Source organism: Bacillus sp. FJAT-27001 (assembly GCF_019039175.1).
Classification (GTDB): Bacteria; Bacillota; Bacilli; order Bacillales; family Bacillaceae; genus Bacillus; species Bacillus velezensis.
Genome location: NZ_JAHOAA010000007.1, coordinates 91,390 through 107,870, shown reverse-complemented (window position 1 = coordinate 107,870; position 16,481 = coordinate 91,390). Strand labels below are relative to the sequence as shown.

Annotated in this window: 16 protein-coding genes; 5 read left to right on the top strand and 11 right to left on the bottom strand. The window is 47.0% G+C overall.

Annotation, left to right across the window (positions count from 1 at the left end):
- Positions 1 to 89: 89 nt before the first annotated feature.
- Complete coding sequence (locus BGM27_RS17810; protein ID WP_003156609.1) at positions 90 to 650, bottom strand: shikimate kinase; 561 nt, start codon at positions 648 to 650, stop codon at positions 90 to 92.
- Between the two features lie 125 nt (positions 651 to 775).
- The gene (locus BGM27_RS17805) at positions 776 to 2,086 is read right to left on the bottom strand and encodes an MFS transporter (RefSeq protein WP_020953875.1); all 1,311 of its coding nucleotides are present in this window, start codon (positions 2,084 to 2,086) and stop codon (positions 776 to 778) included.
- 219 nt (positions 2,087 to 2,305) lie between these two features.
- Between BGM27_RS17805 and BGM27_RS17800 the strand changes: the two genes are divergently transcribed.
- From BGM27_RS17800 to BGM27_RS17790, 3 genes are all read left to right on the top strand, one after another.
- Positions 2,306 to 3,094 (top strand): sugar phosphate isomerase/epimerase family protein, encoded by a 789-nt coding sequence (locus tag BGM27_RS17800; RefSeq protein ID WP_007409064.1) that lies wholly within the window; start codon positions 2,306 to 2,308, stop codon positions 3,092 to 3,094.
- 54 nt (positions 3,095 to 3,148) lie between these two features.
- Positions 3,149 to 3,742 carry a tunicamycin resistance ATP-binding TmrB gene (gene tmrB, locus BGM27_RS17795; RefSeq protein ID WP_007409063.1) on the top strand — a complete coding sequence of 198 codons (594 nt, stop codon included), beginning with the start codon at positions 3,149 to 3,151 and terminating at the stop codon, positions 3,740 to 3,742.
- A 179-nt stretch (positions 3,743 to 3,921) separates the two neighbouring features.
- Positions 3,922 to 4,206 carry an antimicrobial peptide LCI gene (locus BGM27_RS17790; RefSeq protein WP_007409062.1) on the top strand — a complete coding sequence of 95 codons (285 nt, stop codon included), beginning with the start codon at positions 3,922 to 3,924 and terminating at the stop codon, positions 4,204 to 4,206.
- Between the two features lie 50 nt (positions 4,207 to 4,256).
- Here the strand turns inward: BGM27_RS17790 and nadE are convergent, their stop codons facing one another.
- Positions 4,257 to 5,075: an ammonia-dependent NAD(+) synthetase gene (nadE, locus tag BGM27_RS17785; protein WP_007409061.1), complete on the bottom strand. Its 819-nt coding sequence runs from the start codon at positions 5,073 to 5,075 to the stop codon at positions 4,257 to 4,259.
- A 134-nt stretch (positions 5,076 to 5,209) separates the two neighbouring features.
- Positions 5,210 to 5,806, bottom strand: a complete 597-nt coding sequence (locus tag BGM27_RS17780) for a DUF1989 domain-containing protein (protein ID WP_007409060.1) — start codon at positions 5,804 to 5,806, stop codon at positions 5,210 to 5,212.
- 124 nt (positions 5,807 to 5,930) lie between these two features.
- Between BGM27_RS17780 and BGM27_RS17775 the strand changes: the two genes are divergently transcribed.
- Positions 5,931 to 7,259: an amino acid permease gene (locus tag BGM27_RS17775; RefSeq protein WP_007409059.1), complete on the top strand. Its 1,329-nt coding sequence runs from the start codon at positions 5,931 to 5,933 to the stop codon at positions 7,257 to 7,259.
- Position 7,260: 1 nt separating this feature from the next.
- Here BGM27_RS17775 and BGM27_RS17770 read toward each other — a convergent pair whose 3' ends face one another.
- The 3 genes from BGM27_RS17770 to BGM27_RS17760 all read right to left on the bottom strand — a co-directional run bounded on the left by BGM27_RS17770 (position 7,261) and on the right by BGM27_RS17760 (position 9,241).
- Positions 7,261 to 8,022: a YqcI/YcgG family protein gene (locus BGM27_RS17770; RefSeq protein WP_007409058.1), complete on the bottom strand. Its 762-nt coding sequence runs from the start codon at positions 8,020 to 8,022 to the stop codon at positions 7,261 to 7,263.
- 64 nt (positions 8,023 to 8,086) lie between these two features.
- Positions 8,087 to 8,716, bottom strand: a complete 630-nt coding sequence (locus BGM27_RS17765) for a LysE family translocator (RefSeq protein WP_007409057.1) — start codon at positions 8,714 to 8,716, stop codon at positions 8,087 to 8,089.
- A gap of 63 nt (positions 8,717 to 8,779) precedes the next feature.
- On the bottom strand, positions 8,780 to 9,241 hold the full coding sequence (locus BGM27_RS17760; protein WP_003156626.1) for a MarR family transcriptional regulator: 462 nt from the start codon (positions 9,239 to 9,241) through the stop codon (positions 8,780 to 8,782).
- Between the two features lie 113 nt (positions 9,242 to 9,354).
- Between BGM27_RS17760 and BGM27_RS17755 the strand changes: the two genes are divergently transcribed.
- A complete protein-coding gene (locus BGM27_RS17755; RefSeq protein ID WP_003156627.1) occupies positions 9,355 to 10,887 on the top strand; it encodes an MDR family MFS transporter in 1,533 nt (510 codons plus the stop codon).
- Positions 10,888 to 10,928: 41 nt separating this feature from the next.
- Here the strand turns inward: BGM27_RS17755 and BGM27_RS17750 are convergent, their stop codons facing one another.
- From BGM27_RS17750 to BGM27_RS17735, 4 genes are all read right to left on the bottom strand, one after another.
- On the bottom strand, positions 10,929 to 11,882 hold the full coding sequence (locus BGM27_RS17750) for an L-lactate dehydrogenase (protein WP_014416851.1): 954 nt from the start codon (positions 11,880 to 11,882) through the stop codon (positions 10,929 to 10,931).
- Positions 11,883 to 12,152: 270 nt separating this feature from the next.
- A complete protein-coding gene (gene amyE, locus BGM27_RS17745; protein WP_007409055.1) occupies positions 12,153 to 14,132 on the bottom strand; it encodes an alpha-amylase in 1,980 nt (659 codons plus the stop codon).
- A 229-nt stretch (positions 14,133 to 14,361) separates the two neighbouring features.
- Positions 14,362 to 14,850, bottom strand: coding sequence for a DUF6773 family protein (locus BGM27_RS17740; protein WP_007409054.1), 489 nt, complete (start codon positions 14,848 to 14,850; stop codon positions 14,362 to 14,364).
- Positions 14,851 to 14,941: 91 nt separating this feature from the next.
- Positions 14,942 to 16,375 carry a YfcC family protein gene (locus BGM27_RS17735; protein WP_007409053.1) on the bottom strand — a complete coding sequence of 478 codons (1,434 nt, stop codon included), beginning with the start codon at positions 16,373 to 16,375 and terminating at the stop codon, positions 14,942 to 14,944.
- Positions 16,376 to 16,481: the final 106 nt, after the last annotated feature.

Here is a 16,481-nt window from a genome sequence, read left to right as displayed (position 1 = left end):
CGGATAACAATCATCCGTATTCAAACTTGAAGGTGTTTTTATTTGTCTCATCTTATGGGGTCAGTCCCCTCACAGCGTCACGGCTTTTTTTACATCGGCTGATACAAGTCCCAGCCGATTTTTAACGTTTCTACGATATAATCGGCTATTTCTTCTGGTTCCAGATTATCCGTCGCCACTTTTGAATTATGTTTATCATAGATGCTTTGGCGCTCGTTAAAGAGCTGCTGCATTTCATCCATGGAACGGTTATGCAGAACAGGACGGCTTTCAATCAGCAGGTCAGCCCGCTGCTTCCAATTCTCCCATGATAAATCAAGATGGAGCACGAGACAGTTTTCAAGGCAGCACTGTCTGATTTCCTCTTGTTTAAACGAACCGCCCCCAAGCGACACGATCTTGAATTTCGTATTGCGGCAGATATCTAATATATAGTCCTTTTCAGTCTGACGGAAAAAGGCTTCACCTTTTTTCTCAAACATTTCAGGGATGGACATATTGAAATCTTTCTCAATCTGCAAATCAATATCAATAAAGTCTCTGTATAGTTTCTTAGCGACCAGCTGGCCGATTGTCGTCTTTCCGACACCCATGAATCCGATCAGTACGATATTTCTTTCTCTTACGGGAATGGCACGTTTTGCGTTCATCTTCGGCGAAATCCTCCTAAGAAATGAAAAAGTTATGTTTATTATATGATAACTCAATATTGAAATATAGAGATAATGCAATGAAAGAAAACCCATCCTTTATAAGAAGAGATGAGTTTTTCTTTCTATCGGAGCTTAATGCGTTCCACCTTTCCGACAATGAAAATATAAGAAAATGCCCCGATAAATGCGACAGCGCCGACAAACAGAATCGCTCCGTTATATGAACCGGTCGCAGAAACGATAAACCCGATGAGAAGCGGGGTGATAATGCCGGCCATATTGGCGAAAAAGCTAAAGACGCCCCCTGCCAATCCGATTGTTTCGCTTGGCGCGACCTCACTCAGCATCGTCCAGGATATATTGGACATGCCCTGCGCAAAAGAAGCAATGGATAAGATCGTCAAAACCGCGGGAGCAGAATCCGTAACATTCGCAAGCACGATGGAGCCTGTCAGCAGAAGACCGAGGATGACGGGCGTTTTCCGGGCAACGTTCACCGACACCCCCCGTTTCATCATGCCGTCAGACCAAAATCCGCCGAACAATACGCCGAAAAAAGCGGCGATATACGGGATTGATGCGGCGAAGCCGACTTTTAAGAAAGCCATGTGCTTTGCCTCCGCCAGATAAGTCGGAAACCATGTCAAAAAGAAGAACAGCGTGGAGGCTACGGCGAATTGGCCGATATACAATCCGACAAGCTTGCGGTATTTTAGAAGCTGGACGAAATCCGCCCACGATATCCTGCCGGCTGCATCAGACACCTCAGTCAGTCCGCCGCCTTCTTTAATATAATCAAGCTCCTCACGATTCACTTTCCGATACCCGTTCGGCTCGTGATACATTTTAAACCAGAAAATGGAGAAAACAATTCCGAGCACCCCTGAGGAAATAAATACGGCGCGCCAGTCAAATGCCGTTAACACCCAGAATAAAACCGGTGTGGCAAACGCCAGCCCGACATATTCCCCCGCCGTATAAACACCCGTCGCAAAGGCGCGTTCCCGCCTTGGAAACCATGTCGTGACAATCCGGTTGTTTGCCGGAAACGCCGGCGATTCAGCTATCCCGATGAGCAGGCGGCAGCCGAATAGAAACCCGAAACTTGTCGCAAAAGCTTGTACTCCGGTAAAAACCGACCACACAAATAAAGAAATTCCGTATGTCCGTTTTGACCCGAATTTATCCAAAATGAGCCCGCCTGGAATCTGCATCCCCGTATAGGTCCAGCTGAACGCAGAAAAAACGATGCCCAAAAGCGCGGGGCTTAGGTTCAGCGAATGTTGAATGGATGGGCCGACAATAGATACACTGGCTCGGTCTATATAATTAATCGCAGTGATAAAAAACAAAAGAACCAATATCACATAACGAGCGCGAGTCGGTTTATTGCGGACGGGACTGAAGGCCCTCAGCTCCGTTTCTTTTTTCAATGGCTTCTCCCCCCTTACTCGAATGAAATTAATTGTACAACACTTCGGTTAATTATTTAATACTTTGACGCAAAAAAGCGTTAAACAATTTGTGTGCCGCACTGACCTGATGCAGACACACCCCGCTTATAAAAAAGTGTCTGCCCTTTTCACCTGTTTATCCGTATCGCACCCGGGGAAAAAGTACACATATGATAGACAGTTACGGGAGGATTATCGATGAAACTGAGTTTTTGCACGACAGGATTTAAGAAAAAGCATATTTTCGACATCATTTCTTTCGCGAAGGAGCACTCCTTTGAGGGAATCGAACTGTGGTACGGACACGCTAAACAATATATAGAGGAAATCGGCCCGCTCGACAGGCTTTATCAGCAGCTTCAGGAGGAAGGCATCAGGGTGCCTGCCGTCAGTTTGTACACTGACTTCGCCACTCAGGATGAAAGGCAGGCGTTAAAGGATGTTCAAAGGGCATTAAGCGCGGCACGACAGCTGCACAGTCCCTTGATCAGGGTCTTTGCCGGCAATCTTCCTTCGCACCGGACGTCACCGGAAAAGTGGCAACGTGCGGTTGATCAATTTCAGCAGGCGGCACGGCTCGCAGATGACTATGAAGTCGATATCGGGCTTGAGATTCATTACGATACGTACGCGGATACACCGGAGGCGGCGCTGGCATTTTTGGAGGATGTCGGACATCCGCGGGTCCGCACCATTTTTGACGGCTCCAACCTACACGTCAATCACGTTGACCAAATGTCCGCTTTGGAAAAACTGTATCATACCGTCAGCCACATTCATCTGAAAAACTATCACTGGGATTTTGCCAACTGGTATCTCAGCAAGCCAACTCCGATTTTTCAAGGAGATATCGATCAAAAAGCATTTTTAAAAGAGCTGATGAACAGACAATATGACGGTTTTGTTTCTCTTGAGTATTTTGGAGAACATGCCTTTACGCATATAAAGGAATCGCTCCGCGAATATACGTCTGTTTTTTCCCGCTGACTCTTCGATCGAAGGGTCTTTTTTTGTATCATATAAAAAAAGGGGGATATCATGATGATCATTTGGATAAATGGGGCTTTCGGTTCCGGAAAAACACAAACAGCGTTTGAACTGCACAGAAGACTGAAACCGTCTTACATATATGATCCTGAAAAGATGGGGTTTGCGATGCGTTCGATGATACCGCCGGATATCGCTGAAGATGACTTTCAAAGCTACCCTCTGTGGCGGGAATTCAATTACAGCATGCTTTCCTATTTGTCAGATACATATCAGGGCATCATCATTGTGCCCATGACCATTACGAACGATCAATACTTCCATGACATTATCAGCAGGCTGAGACAGGATGGCCGGACCATTCACCACTTTACTCTGCTGGCTTCAAAGGAAACATTGCTGAAACGCCTGCGCACCAGAGCGGAAGGAAAAAACTCCTGGGCCGCAAAACAAATCGACCGCTGCATCAACAGCCTGTCTGATAGCCTCTTCACAGAACATCTCCATACAGACCAAATGTCTATTCAGCAGGTCGCAGAAACGATCGCTGCCCAAGCAAATCTGCCTCTTGAGCCTGATTCGAGAGGAAGCCTTCGAAGATTCACCGACAGATTGATGGTGAAGCTGAATCATATCCGTATCAAATAAAAAAACGTTTTGAAAACATGTCCCTGATCCATGCAAATGGATCAATAAATAAAAAGCCCCTCTGAAGGGATGTTTTTTCAAATTAAGAAAAAAATTTTAGAAATAAAGAAGGAATTTTATGGATAATTATCTAATTATTAACACTGTAACACATTTCATTTGAAAAGGGAGTGCTCGAAATGAAATTCAAAAAAGTGTTAACCGGTTCTGCGCTGTCTCTTGCCTTACTGATGTCTGCCGCTCCTGCCTTTGCCGCATCACCAACAGCATCCGCATCCGCGGAAAATAGCCCAATCTCAACGAAAGCAGATGCCGGCATTAATGCCATCAAACTCGTTCAAAGCCCTAACGGCAATTTCGCTGCTTCTTTCGTTTTAGATGGAACAAAATGGATTTTCAAAAGCAAATACTATGACAGCAGCAAAGGGTATTGGGTAGGGATTTATGAAAGTGTAGATAAATAAAAATGAAATAAACAAAAAACCTCCCTTTCAAAAGGGAGGTTTTTTTCATTCTATTTCCACCAATCATCAAACATCGATGCCGGCACCTGGCGCTTATGCTCCGTACTGAGATAGCGTTTTTCCAGCGCCTCAATCACTTCGGAAGAAACGTCCTTGCCTTCTAAATAATCATCAATGTCATTGTATGTGATGCCGAGTTCGGTCTCATCAGTCTGCTGCGGTTTTTCATCGAGCAGATCGGCCGTCGGTAATTTCAAATACAGGCGTTCCGGCGCGCCGAGCTCTTCTAATAAACGTCTGCCCTGGCGTTTCGTTAATCCGGTCAGCGGCAGCAGATCAGCTCCGCCGTCACCGTATTTCGTGAAGAAACCGGTCACCGCCTCGGCCGCATGGTCGGTTCCGATGACAAGCAGCCCCTCTTGTCCGCCGATGGCATATTGAGCGATCATTCTCATTCTGGCCTTTACATTTCCTTTGTTAAAGTCAGACAGCTGATCGCCCGTGTCTTTCTTATACTGATCAGCGAACGCGCTGACAGCGGACTTAATATCAAATGTCCATGATTTATCAGGTTTAATGAATTTGAGCGCCAATTGGGCGTCATCCTCATCCTGCTGTGTGCCGTGCGGAAGACGGACGGCGATAAATTCAGCGTTTCCGCCTTCTTCTCTGATGCTTTCAGCCGCCAATTGGGCGAGGCGTCCCGCAAGCGTGGAATCCTGCCCCCCGCTGATGCCGAGCACAAAGCCTTTGGCACCTGTTTTTTTCAAATATTGTTTCAGAAAGTTCACTCTGTCCTCAATTTCTTGTTTCGGATCAATTGAGGGCTTTACATGGAGATCATTCATAATTTGTTTCTGGATGCTCATCCCAATCACTCCTCCTGCATTGTTTCTTTATGATCCATTTCCCGTTCATGCTGAAAATGAATCATGCCACTATGTACGACTCTCTGTTAAATATAGCACAGGTGCAGATTTTAAGTGAATCAAATACACCGGGATCAGCTGATTTCCACCCGCAACGCCGTGATGCTGTCTCCGTTGCATTTTCCTTTTTCAATCGGACAGGATGAAAACGCGACGATGAGATCCATTTCCGCACGGAGCCGTACATAATCACCCGCGTCAGAAAGAGGCGTTTCGACTGATAAGTTCCCCTTCTCATCGAGCACCGTGTTCATAAAGATGGCAAATGGGTAATGCATATGCGGCCGCGGCACCCCGAACGGTTCAAGCGCCCCGCTCATATTGTCATAGCACGTATCCTGGAGCTCGTCTTTATGCTTTCCGTATAAAAGCCTGTTCATATCCGGACGGCAGGCGGGAAGCAGCAGGTCATGCTTGCCGACTGTATCCTCAATCAGCGTCAGCATCGGCTTGTATAAATTCGAATAAATATGATCACCCGTTTTTACATGAATGGACTGGTTGGCATCAATCGTCGCGCCCTGATCAAGATGTTCATAAAAGTCCTTGGCATGATACGCCGTAAAATCAGCCACCTGCTGTCCTTCCACATCGACTACTTTTATAATCTGCCCTTTGTGAACCTTCAGGCCGAGCCCTTTTTTCGGCGGTACGATAAATTGCTGTGTCATCAGACTGCTCCTTTTTTTCTTCTATTATGAACTTGGGCCGTTTGTTTCATGTAAAGCAATTTATTGGATGTATATTCCCCTTCTGACGGCCGCAATCTAAGCTTTGATAAAGGGGTTGAACTTCATGGGTAAATCACAGGACCAGCCTAAAGGAAATCTCGCTTGGTGGCAGCTCTCCTTAATCGGCGTCGGCTGCACAATCGGGACGGGCTTTTTTCTCGGGTCCAGCATCGCTATTGTCAAAAGCGGATATTCCGCGCTGATCTCATTTCTTATTGCCGGGCTTGGCACCTATTTTGTCTTTGAGCAGCTCGCGAAGCTTTCGGCCAAACAGCCCGAAAAGGGGTCTTTTTGCGCTTATGCGAGAAAGGCTTTCGGCACTTGGGCCGGTTTCAGCAACGGATGGGTGTACTGGTCGTCCGAGATGCTGATCACTGGAAGCCAGCTGACAGCGATCTCGCTGTTTACAAAGCATTGGTTTCCGAATGTGCCGCTGTGGATTTTCGCCTCCATCTATGCGGTGCTCGGTCTTTTGATTATATTTACGGGGCTGTCCGTTTTTCAAAAAACGGAAAATGTGCTCGCTGTTGTCAAGACGGCGGCGATTTTTATGTTTATCGTGATCGCCATATTGGCGCTGTGCGGTATATTTTCTCATAAACCGGATGTGCAGGTGCCGAACGAATCAAAGGATTTGTTCCCGCACGGAGCGATGGGGTTATGGACGGGACTGATTTATGCGTTTTACGCCTTCGGAGGAATTGAAGTCTTGGGGCTGATGACCGTACACTTGAAAAAACCGGAGGAAGCCTCAAAATCAGGCCGGCTGATGCTTGCCGTTCTTGCGGTGATTTACGTCATTTCTCTCGGCCTGGCGCTGCTGTTAGTGCCGCTGGGCAAATTCACCGAACAGGACAGCCCGTTTATTACATCGCTGAAGGGTTTTCATTTAGATATCATTCTTGATATTTTTAACGGGATTTTTATTATTGCGGGATTTTCCACGCTCGTCGCCTCGCTGTTTGCCGTGACGACATTGCTTTGTACGATGGCAGATGACGGAGATGCGCCGAAATGCTTCAGATTAAAGGAAAACAAAAAAATCTGCTGGCCTGCGCTCGGATTGACGTTTGCCGGACTCATCGTCTCCATCATCCTGTCATTGGTGCTGCCGAAAAATATATATGAACACATGACAACCGCGGCGGGCCTGATGCTTCTTTATACGTGGCTGTTCATTTTGTTCTCGGGCAAGAAACTGCTTGAAACGACAAAGATGGGAACCGTACAGATTGTTATCGCCCTTGTGCTGATTGTCGCGGCCGTCTCCGGGACGCTGTTTGAGAAATCGAGCCGGCCCGGTTTTCTGGTCAGCCTTTGTTTTCTCGCCGTCATTGCGATCGTGACATGGATCGTACAAAAAAAGCAGGGACACAGCCCTGCCGGATCATAGCTTATTTCGTCGGTTTAAACAGTCTCTTCAAATAAGAAAAGGGACACTTTGACACTTGCGTCTCATCATCACGGAGGAAATATTGCTTCCATTCTAAATTGTCTTTTCCTCCGTACCACCCCAATCGGGGATGAAGAGGGGCTTCATCATACGCCTCTAAGCGTTTTCTGATCAGCCGGCTCATGTTTCGTCCGAACGCGGTTGAATCATTTAATCCTTCGAAAACCCATCTCGGCTGAAACGCCAGCATAAAAAACGGGAAGCTTCTGCTTTGTCTCGCTTCATGCCCAGGCGTCGCGCACAGAATAAAATACGGCTCGCCGTCAAAGCAGAACTCCCATTTATAATGTTCAGGGTCTTCCGGCATGTCTTCCGGCCAGTCATTCGGGTCGCAGCCGCTCAGCCGGTTTAAAAAAGACCAGAACAGCTCTTCATACGCCTCAACGGAATAATGCTCAGCTAAATCCTCAGGCGTATCAAAAATCACAAGCAGCGACGCGTATCTTCCGGTATCCCTTGAGATCTTTCCGTACTCGGACAGCAGCATCCCCACTTCCTCCGGGGTTCCCTCTTCGCGGGGATCACCCGCAAAAGATATCCGGAGCTGATCTGTCAAAAATCCCTGACGTCCGGGAATGCACGGAAACGCGTCCGCTTTATCGCCTACTTTTTCTGATAGAAGCTCAAAAGCGACTCTCTGCCAATTTGGCAGATCCAATAACTTTTCCTCAAGGCAACTTTTTGTGTACAGCCCGCTTGTCATCGGCCCACCTCCAGTATCGTCATGATACGTTATGATGGAGATAGGCGATGGGTGACTCTTCTATTTATGAGATGAGCATTTGAATCCCCTGCCATCCGAAATAAAACCCGAAAACGATCAAAGACACACCCGCCGCTCCCGTCAGCCAGCGGAGCGCTTTTTCATGAAGGAGATTTCTGAAAGTGCTCGCGGCGACCGCCATGCAGAAATCCCAGATCAAAATGCCGAGAAGAATGCCGGAGCTGTAAATCAAAAGCTGATTTGCATCGAAGGATTCAGCGGTTTTAGCGAGAATGCTCCCGTATATGCCGAGCCAGAATAAAATGCTCAGCGGATTGGAAAGAGAAATAAAAAATCCCGCGCCGAATGTTTTGTAAAAAGCCGGTTTTCCTTTTCCGCTTCTGACATTCATGGCTTCCCTTATATTTTTTAACGTTTCGACTCCCGTATAGGTCAGCACAAAAAAACCGAAGAGCCACAAAAACGTTTTAACGAAAGGCGCCGTCAAAAATTGAGACAGCCCGAAATAGATCAGAATCATATACAGCCCGTCCGCGGCCATGGCGCCAAGACCGAAAATCCATGCATGCCAAAAGCCGTTTTTGATGCCTTTGTCAATTTGCGCCGCATTGACCGGTCCGACAGGTGCTGACAATGACAGCCCGAGAACGATGTAGCTTAAAAAGATGTTCATTGGCTTCCCCCTCATTCATGCAACTTGTACAAGTTATTCATGAATGGGCCGTGCTATGATATATTATTTTAATTTCTCAAGCTCGTCTTCCATCATGTCCGTCGCTTTTCCTAAAAAATCGAATATCAGCCGCAGTTCTTCTTCTTTATATTGCCGGCAAAGGCTGATCGTGGACTGGGATAAGGAGCTGAACAATTGCTTCACATTCGCTTTCCCGGCCGTCAGCGGCACGATGATCACCCGCCGTTTGTCTTCGGGGTCTTTTTTCCTCATGACATATCCCGCTTTTTCGAGCCGGTCAATGAGCGCCGTTACCGAACCTGTGCTGAGGCCGGTTTTTTTCCCAAGCTCGCCTGCGGTCATCGGGCCTGCTTCATTTAAGATATCAGCTGATTTCAAATCGGTCGGAAACAGACCGAGAGATTGAGCGGCCGCCTGATGAAAAAGGATCGTCCTTGTGGCCATCTTTCGGAATAACTGTATCGCGGTTTCCTCCGTCTCGCTTCTGGTATTTCTTGTTGACAACTGACAGGCCTCCCTATAAAATCAATTTATCTTGACGATCAAGATAATTTTCGGCAAATCTAATATGATCATAGCAAATTTAATGATCAAAAGTAAGTATGGGAGGAAAAAGCATGGAACAAACAGCCGCGAAGGACGCCTCGACGAAGTTTGTCGTCATCGGTCTTTTGCTGGGCATTTTAATGTCGGCTATGGATAATACAATCGTTGCCACTGCGATGGGAAATATCGTGGCGGACCTCGGAAGTTTCGATAAGTTCGCGTGGGTGACGGCATCATACATGGTAGCCGTTATGGCCGGTATGCCGATTTACGGAAAACTGTCCGATATGTACGGACGCAAACGTTTCTTTTTATTCGGTCTTATTCTTTTCTTAATCGGATCCGCGTTATGCGGAATCGCCCAAACAATGGATCAGCTCATTATTTACCGCGTCATTCAGGGAATCGGCGGAGGCGCGCTGATGCCGATCGCCTTCACGATCATTTTTGATTTATTTCCACCGGAAAAACGCGGAAAAATGTCGGGCATGTTCGGTGCCGTTTTCGGCCTGTCCAGCGTTCTCGGGCCGCTTTTAGGCGCGCTCATTACCGACTCCATCAGCTGGCACTGGGTGTTTTACATCAACGTGCCGATCGGTATTTTATCATTGTTTTTCATTCTTCGTTATTATAAAGAATCCCTTGAACACAAGAAGCAGAAAATCGACTGGGCCGGCGCAATCACGCTGGTGGTTTCCATTGTCGGTCTGATGTTCGCTCTTGAGCTCGGCGGAAAAACATATGATTGGAACTCCGTGCAGATCATCGGTCTGTTCGCTGTGTTCGCCGTGTTCTTTATCGCCTTTTTTATTGTGGAAAGAAAAGCGGAAGAACCGATTATCTCATTTTGGATGTTTAAAAACCGTTTATTTGCTACGGCACAGATTCTGGCGTTCCTTTACGGAGCCACGTTCGTCATTTTAGCGGTGTTTATCCCGATCTTCGTTCAGGCTGTGTACGGAAGCACCGCGACAAGCGCGGGCTTTATTTTGACGCCGATGATGATCGGTTCTGTTATCGGAAGTATGATCGGCGGAATTTTCCAGACAAAAGTGAGGTTCCGCAATTTAATGCTGATTTCCGTGGTCGCTTTCTTTATCGGAATGCTGCTGCTTTCCAATATGACACCGGATACGGCGCGTACGATGCTGACGGTATTCATGCTGATCTCCGGATTCGGCGTCGGCTTCAACTTCTCACTGCTGCCGGCTGCGTCCATGAACGATCTGGAGCCGCGTTACCGCGGAAGCGCCAACTCAACAAACTCGTTTTTGAGATCATTCGGTATGACGCTCGGTGTGACGATTTTCGGAACCATCCAGACGAATGTGTTTACTAACAAGCTCACAGATTCATTCAGCGGCATGAAAGGAGCGGGCGGCGCGATGCAGAACATCGGAAATCCGCAGGAGATTTTCCAGGCCGGCACGCGCGCTCATATTCCGCCGCACATTCTGGATCGCATTATTGACGCCATGTCGCAAAGCATCACATATGTATTTACGCTTGCGCTGGCGCCGATCGTCATTGCGGCCGTTACCATTTTGTTTATGGGAAAAGCGAGAGTAAAAACCTCTCAGGAAATGGCGAAAAAAGCGAATTAAAAAAAGCAGTACATGGCGTTTGTCATGTACTGCTTTTTTGTTTACTCTGCGAAATGCGGAGCGAGAATATCTTTCAGCACGTTTGCGCTGCGGCTGAATTGAGCCTGTTCTGTTTCATTCAGCTCAAGTTCCGTCACACCTGCAATGCCGTTCCGATTGACGACGGCCGGAACGCCGATAAAGACGTCGTTTACACCGTATTGGCCGTCCAGATATGTGCTGACGGTTAAAATGCTGTTTTCATTACGCAAAATCGCTTTTGTGATGCGGGCGAGGCTCATCGCCACTCCGTAATATGTCGCGCCTTTTTTCTCGATAATATGGTAGGCCGCGTTTTTCACATCGTCAACGATCTGATCCAGCTCGTCCTGTTTGTAAGCTGCATTTTTCTCCAGCAATTGCTGCACCGGCACTCCGCCGATATTGGCGTGACTCCATACAGGAAGCTCGGTATCGCCGTGCTCGCCGATAATGTGGGCGTGTACGTTTTGCGGAGCGGCTCCGAAGTATTCACTCAGCATATAACGGAATCGTGCAGAATCCAGTGTCGTGCCGCTGCCGATGACGCGTTCTTTCGGCAGCCCGCTGAATGTCCATGTCGCATAAGTGAGAATGTCGACCGGGTTTGTGGCAACGAGGAAGATGCCGTCAAATCCGCTTGCCATTACTTCACCGACAATGCTTTTAAAAATGGCGAGATTTTTTTCGACCAGCTCAAGTCTCGTTTCGCCCGGTTTTTGATTGGCTCCGGCACAGATGCACACGATATCGGCATCCTTGCAATCCTCATATGTGCCGTAAGATGTTTTGACCGGATGAGGCGCAAATGCCTTTCCGTGATTTAAATCCATGACATCTCCCATGGCTTTTTCTCTATTTACATCAATGATCACAAGCTCATCTGTGATCCCTTGGTTAATTAACGCAAATGCATAACTGCTTCCAACAAAACCTGCTCCGATTAATGCTACTTTGTTCACTCGTTCGTTCATCATATATGCTCATCCTCCAGTGTTTCGTGGTGTCTGTTTTTATCTTGTGAAGTATTTCACATTTATATTGTGCAATACTTCACAAACTTTTGCAAGAGAAAAGTTTGATTTTTGGACAAAAAAATATCGGTGATGGTTTCCGGATTGTTGACAACATCCTAAAACGGAACCGTTTTAGGATGCTGTCATCTTTTCAGCGTGATTGAAGACTCGCTGTCTCTTTCCCAGAAGCGGGGGTTTGCCGGCACGATGATGTGATGATGGCCCTATCCATTAATGCGGAAGATAACCGTTTAAACCGGAGTTGTTATACAAACCATTCTGCACATAATCAAAGCCGGGCTGGTTCTGTCCGGGCACTTGGGCGCTGCCATTGTTAAAAATCACTTTGGCGTTGGCCGTATCCGCATTCTCAGGCAGCGTCAGCGTGTACATTCCATCTGCATTCTTAGTCATGGCTTTCCCCGGCCACGATCCGGTTAATTCTATGGCCCTGCCTCCATCATGTTTGTAAATATAAGCATTTACCTGGCCCCAATGGTCCGGATTTTGATAGCCAATGATGTTGGTTTGGGACGGGTCTTTTTTAACAAACGTGTATTCTTGGGTTCTCGCTGCACCCTCGCCGTTCGTTCCGGTTAATTTGATGTTGTATGTCGTGCCGATTGGATCTCCTTTCCCGATCGTTAGTCGGTCTCCATCCTTAAATGCTGTCTGCTGCCCATTATTGATTTGGTAAACGGCTTTTGTTGTTTTCGCATTTGCACGCAGGGTGACCGTCAGCTGATCATTGAAAGAATGGACTGCCTCCGTTTGGTAATTCTCAAGAAAGACATGAGGCGCATTTCCAATATCATCAGGATAAAGAACAGCCGCGGATCTGGCATTGATCGTACCTGTCAGTTTGCCGTTCGCTACTTGAAATGAACCGGCGCCGGCCCTATTATCATACCTGCCGTCAGGTAATTTCGCTGAAGTATTGATGGTGACAGAAGACGATCCTGCATTTGCCAGCACAACGCCTTTTGAGCCGCGCTGATTCATAAAGATTTGGTTGTTCCCATTCGGATTCGAGAGTTCCTCGGGCTGCCCGGCCATTACATTGTGAAATTGATTGACCGCAGTGATCGCCTGATCTTTAAATAAGGCGCTCCCGCGATCTCCTATTTGACTTTTTCCGGGAAATCTTACACCATTTCCTCCGCCCTCAGGTCTGGAAAAGAAAAGAGGCGTACTTCCTGAACGGGAACCAATCACTGCCCATCCTAAACGAATATCGTCATCGCTCATCCATGTGGACTCTTCGTCATCATTGGCATACGTATCATGTGATTCCACCCATGTGACCAACTTGTCCGCAGACACATCAGATGCATAATGGGAAATATTCGACACACTCAGATTACGGTTCTTTAAAGCGGATCTGATGGAATGCCCGTAGTTAGAAGCCGTCACATTCATATAATTCGCATAAGCAGTATCTCTGGACGCGCTGTCTTGCAGGATTTCTCCGTATTGGAACTCTGCCGATATATTTGTGATATTCGGCCAAAATTGGCTGCCGTAATTCCCATCATCCGGAAGCTCTATATGCTTGGCGGCATCATAGCGGAATCCGTCTGCTCCGTCATTCAATGCTCTTTCCAAGAAACGTTTCAGATAGACCTGCACCTCAGTATTCTGTGTATTCCAATCATACAGCCCAAGCAATGAATTTTGAGTGACGTCCCATCGATCCGACCAATTTTTAATTTGTGTGTTTCCATGGGTCCAGTTTGGAATACGCTTAATCTCGTCAGAAATCGCGCCATAATCGCTGGTAGTATGATTGATAACCGCATCGACAATGACTTTTACGCCATACTTTTCCGCGGCTGCACACATGTCCTTAAATTCTTGTTCAGTGCCTAAGTAACGGTTGCCGATTTGGTACGATGTCGGCTGATACAGCCAGTACCAGTTCCTCATGCTTTTATCTCCTTGGTTCCCTTCATTTACTTGGTTAATCGGAGACGTCTGAATGGCTGCATAGCCCGCATCACGAATATCTTTCATATTTTGTGTTAACGTATTGAACGACCAATTCCATGCATGAAGGATGGTCCCGTTTTTGACCGATGACGCGGTCACCTTATTCGATTTGTTTGCAGTTTCAGCGTTTGCAGCCGCCGGGCCTGACAAAACCAAATGAAACAGCAATAAAAATCCGGCGAATAACGGCAGTAAAGAGGTTTTGAATCGTTTTTCAAACATTTTTGACACTCCTTATTTGATTTTTGAAGACTGACTGCGGAGTCAAAAATTCCTCTTACTCTTTCTTCAGCTCCTTTCAACTGTTGTGAAGACTGGAGAATTTTGTTAACGCTTACATTTCAACTTATCACACTCTCTCTATCAAAGCAACGTGACAGAGTGAATTCAAATCTATATTCCTATCAATTAAAAAGACTTCCCGCTTTCAAACAAAAAAAGAAACCACCTGTCAAGATGATTTCTTTTTTATTTCTTTTATCGCTCTTCTGTAAGACAGCTTCACAATGACATACCGAAGCAGAAACAGAATGCCTCCGCAGACGATAAAAAGAAAGATCATTTTCAGCCAAGCAAAGAATGTATGGGGAAACCCCCTGTCGTACATCGTAATCGCCGCTACCGCAAAAGTGACCGCAATTGAATCTATCCGCTGCTGCTTCACCCGCTTTTGCAGTTCTTCTTTGGTGTCTATTCTCGGCATGAGCATTCCCGACGCTCCCGCCCTGATGCAATAATAAACAATTATAATGAAGAAAACCGCCAAGCTTCCGGCCCATTCCCTAAACGGACAGTTCAGAACAAGTCCGCGTACGATGATGTCAAGCAAAGACAGTGTGCCCACAAGCATTCCGACTTCTGACCAAATCATTCGTTCTTTCTCTTTCACACTCTCACTCTTTCCATTCACGTTTGAAAGTCCGTTCCGACGCTGATTCATGACTTCCTCCCGTACTATTAAGAATGGCTTACAACTCCCATTATATCTTGCCGATTCATAATGATAAACCGAAATATCATTGACAAAAATGTTAATAAGGACCCCAATTGATCAGAACGCCTATGCAGATAAACACGAGACCGATGACAAACCAAATCAGCGCCAGCGGAATCATGAAGCGAAGCCACTTTACGTACGGAATGCCGCTGGCAGCCAGTACGGCCATCAGCACGCCGGAAGTCGGATTGACACAGTTTACGACGCCTTCTCCGAGCATGACCGCTTCAACCGCGACCTGTCTCGTGATGCCCATCAGATCGGCAAGCGGCGCCAAGATCGGAATAAATACGACCGCCTCCCCTGAGCCCGATGAAATCAGAAAATGAAGCAGGGCGCTGGAAATATACATTCCGATTGCGCCTGCCATCGGGCTGAAACCGTGCAGCAGTGACGCTAGTCCATTGACTACCGTATCAAGCAGCTTTCCATGTTCCAGGATAACGGAAATGCTTCTCGCCATTCCGACGATCAGCGCACCGTAAACGAGCCCCTGACAGCCTGTAATAAACGTTTTTGCGATATCATTTGCCGCCATTCCCGCAATCAGGCCTGACACGATTGAGATAAAAATGAACACGGCGGCCATCTCTGAATCAGACCAGCCAAGAGTAAGCGCGCCGTATAAAAAGCCGGCAAGCGACAAAGCCGCAACAGCCAGAATCAATTTATGGCGGACGGTAAACGGGACATGCTTGTCCTCCGGCTCAGAAACCTGCGGGAATGAACCTGCCGCCGGAAACCAATCGTTCCCCAGCAGACTGGCGTCCTTTGCTTTTCTGAGTTTTCTCGTATACCGATAAATATATAAAATAGATGATAACAGAAAACAAATGTAGACGGCAATCCGCAGGCCGATACCGGAAAACAGCGGCAGCTCCGCGATGCTTTGTGATAACCCGAGCGGTGAAGGTGATAAAATCGTCGCGTTAAACCCGGCATAGCAGCCGATATAAATGACGGCCGCTCCGGCCACGGCGTCCCATTTCAGCGAGCGGGCGACGATCAGGCCGATCGGAATAAAACCGATCACGGAATTAACGACGATGCCGGTTGTGCCGAGGATCGAAAATAGAGATCCGACAATCGCAATAAACAGCAGCTGTTTTGTGCGGAACGTACTGATGACATTACTGATCAATCCATTGATGGCGCCCGTTTTCTCCAAAATCGCAATGGTGCCGCCCGTAAACAGGATTAAAAAAATAATCGGCGCGGAACTTGTCATCCCTTCCTGAATCGCGGTAAAAAAAGCGATCGGGCTGACAGGAGACCGGTCTAAAGAATGATAGCTTCCCGGGACGGCGGACGTCACACTGCCCTTTGTCACCCTGTCAAATTCCCCCGCGGGAACGATGTACGACGCTATCGCGCATAGTAAAGCGACAATGAACAGCAGCACATAAGCATCAGGCATCACAAACAATTTCTTCTTTTTCAATACAGGTTCGGCCTTCGGCACAGCCATAACATCACCATCCCGCTTTAAATTTATAAACTATTCAGAAAATACAGATATGTGCTATATTATATACAGACCGATTGCCTGTTTTCAATATCAAAAATAAAAAACA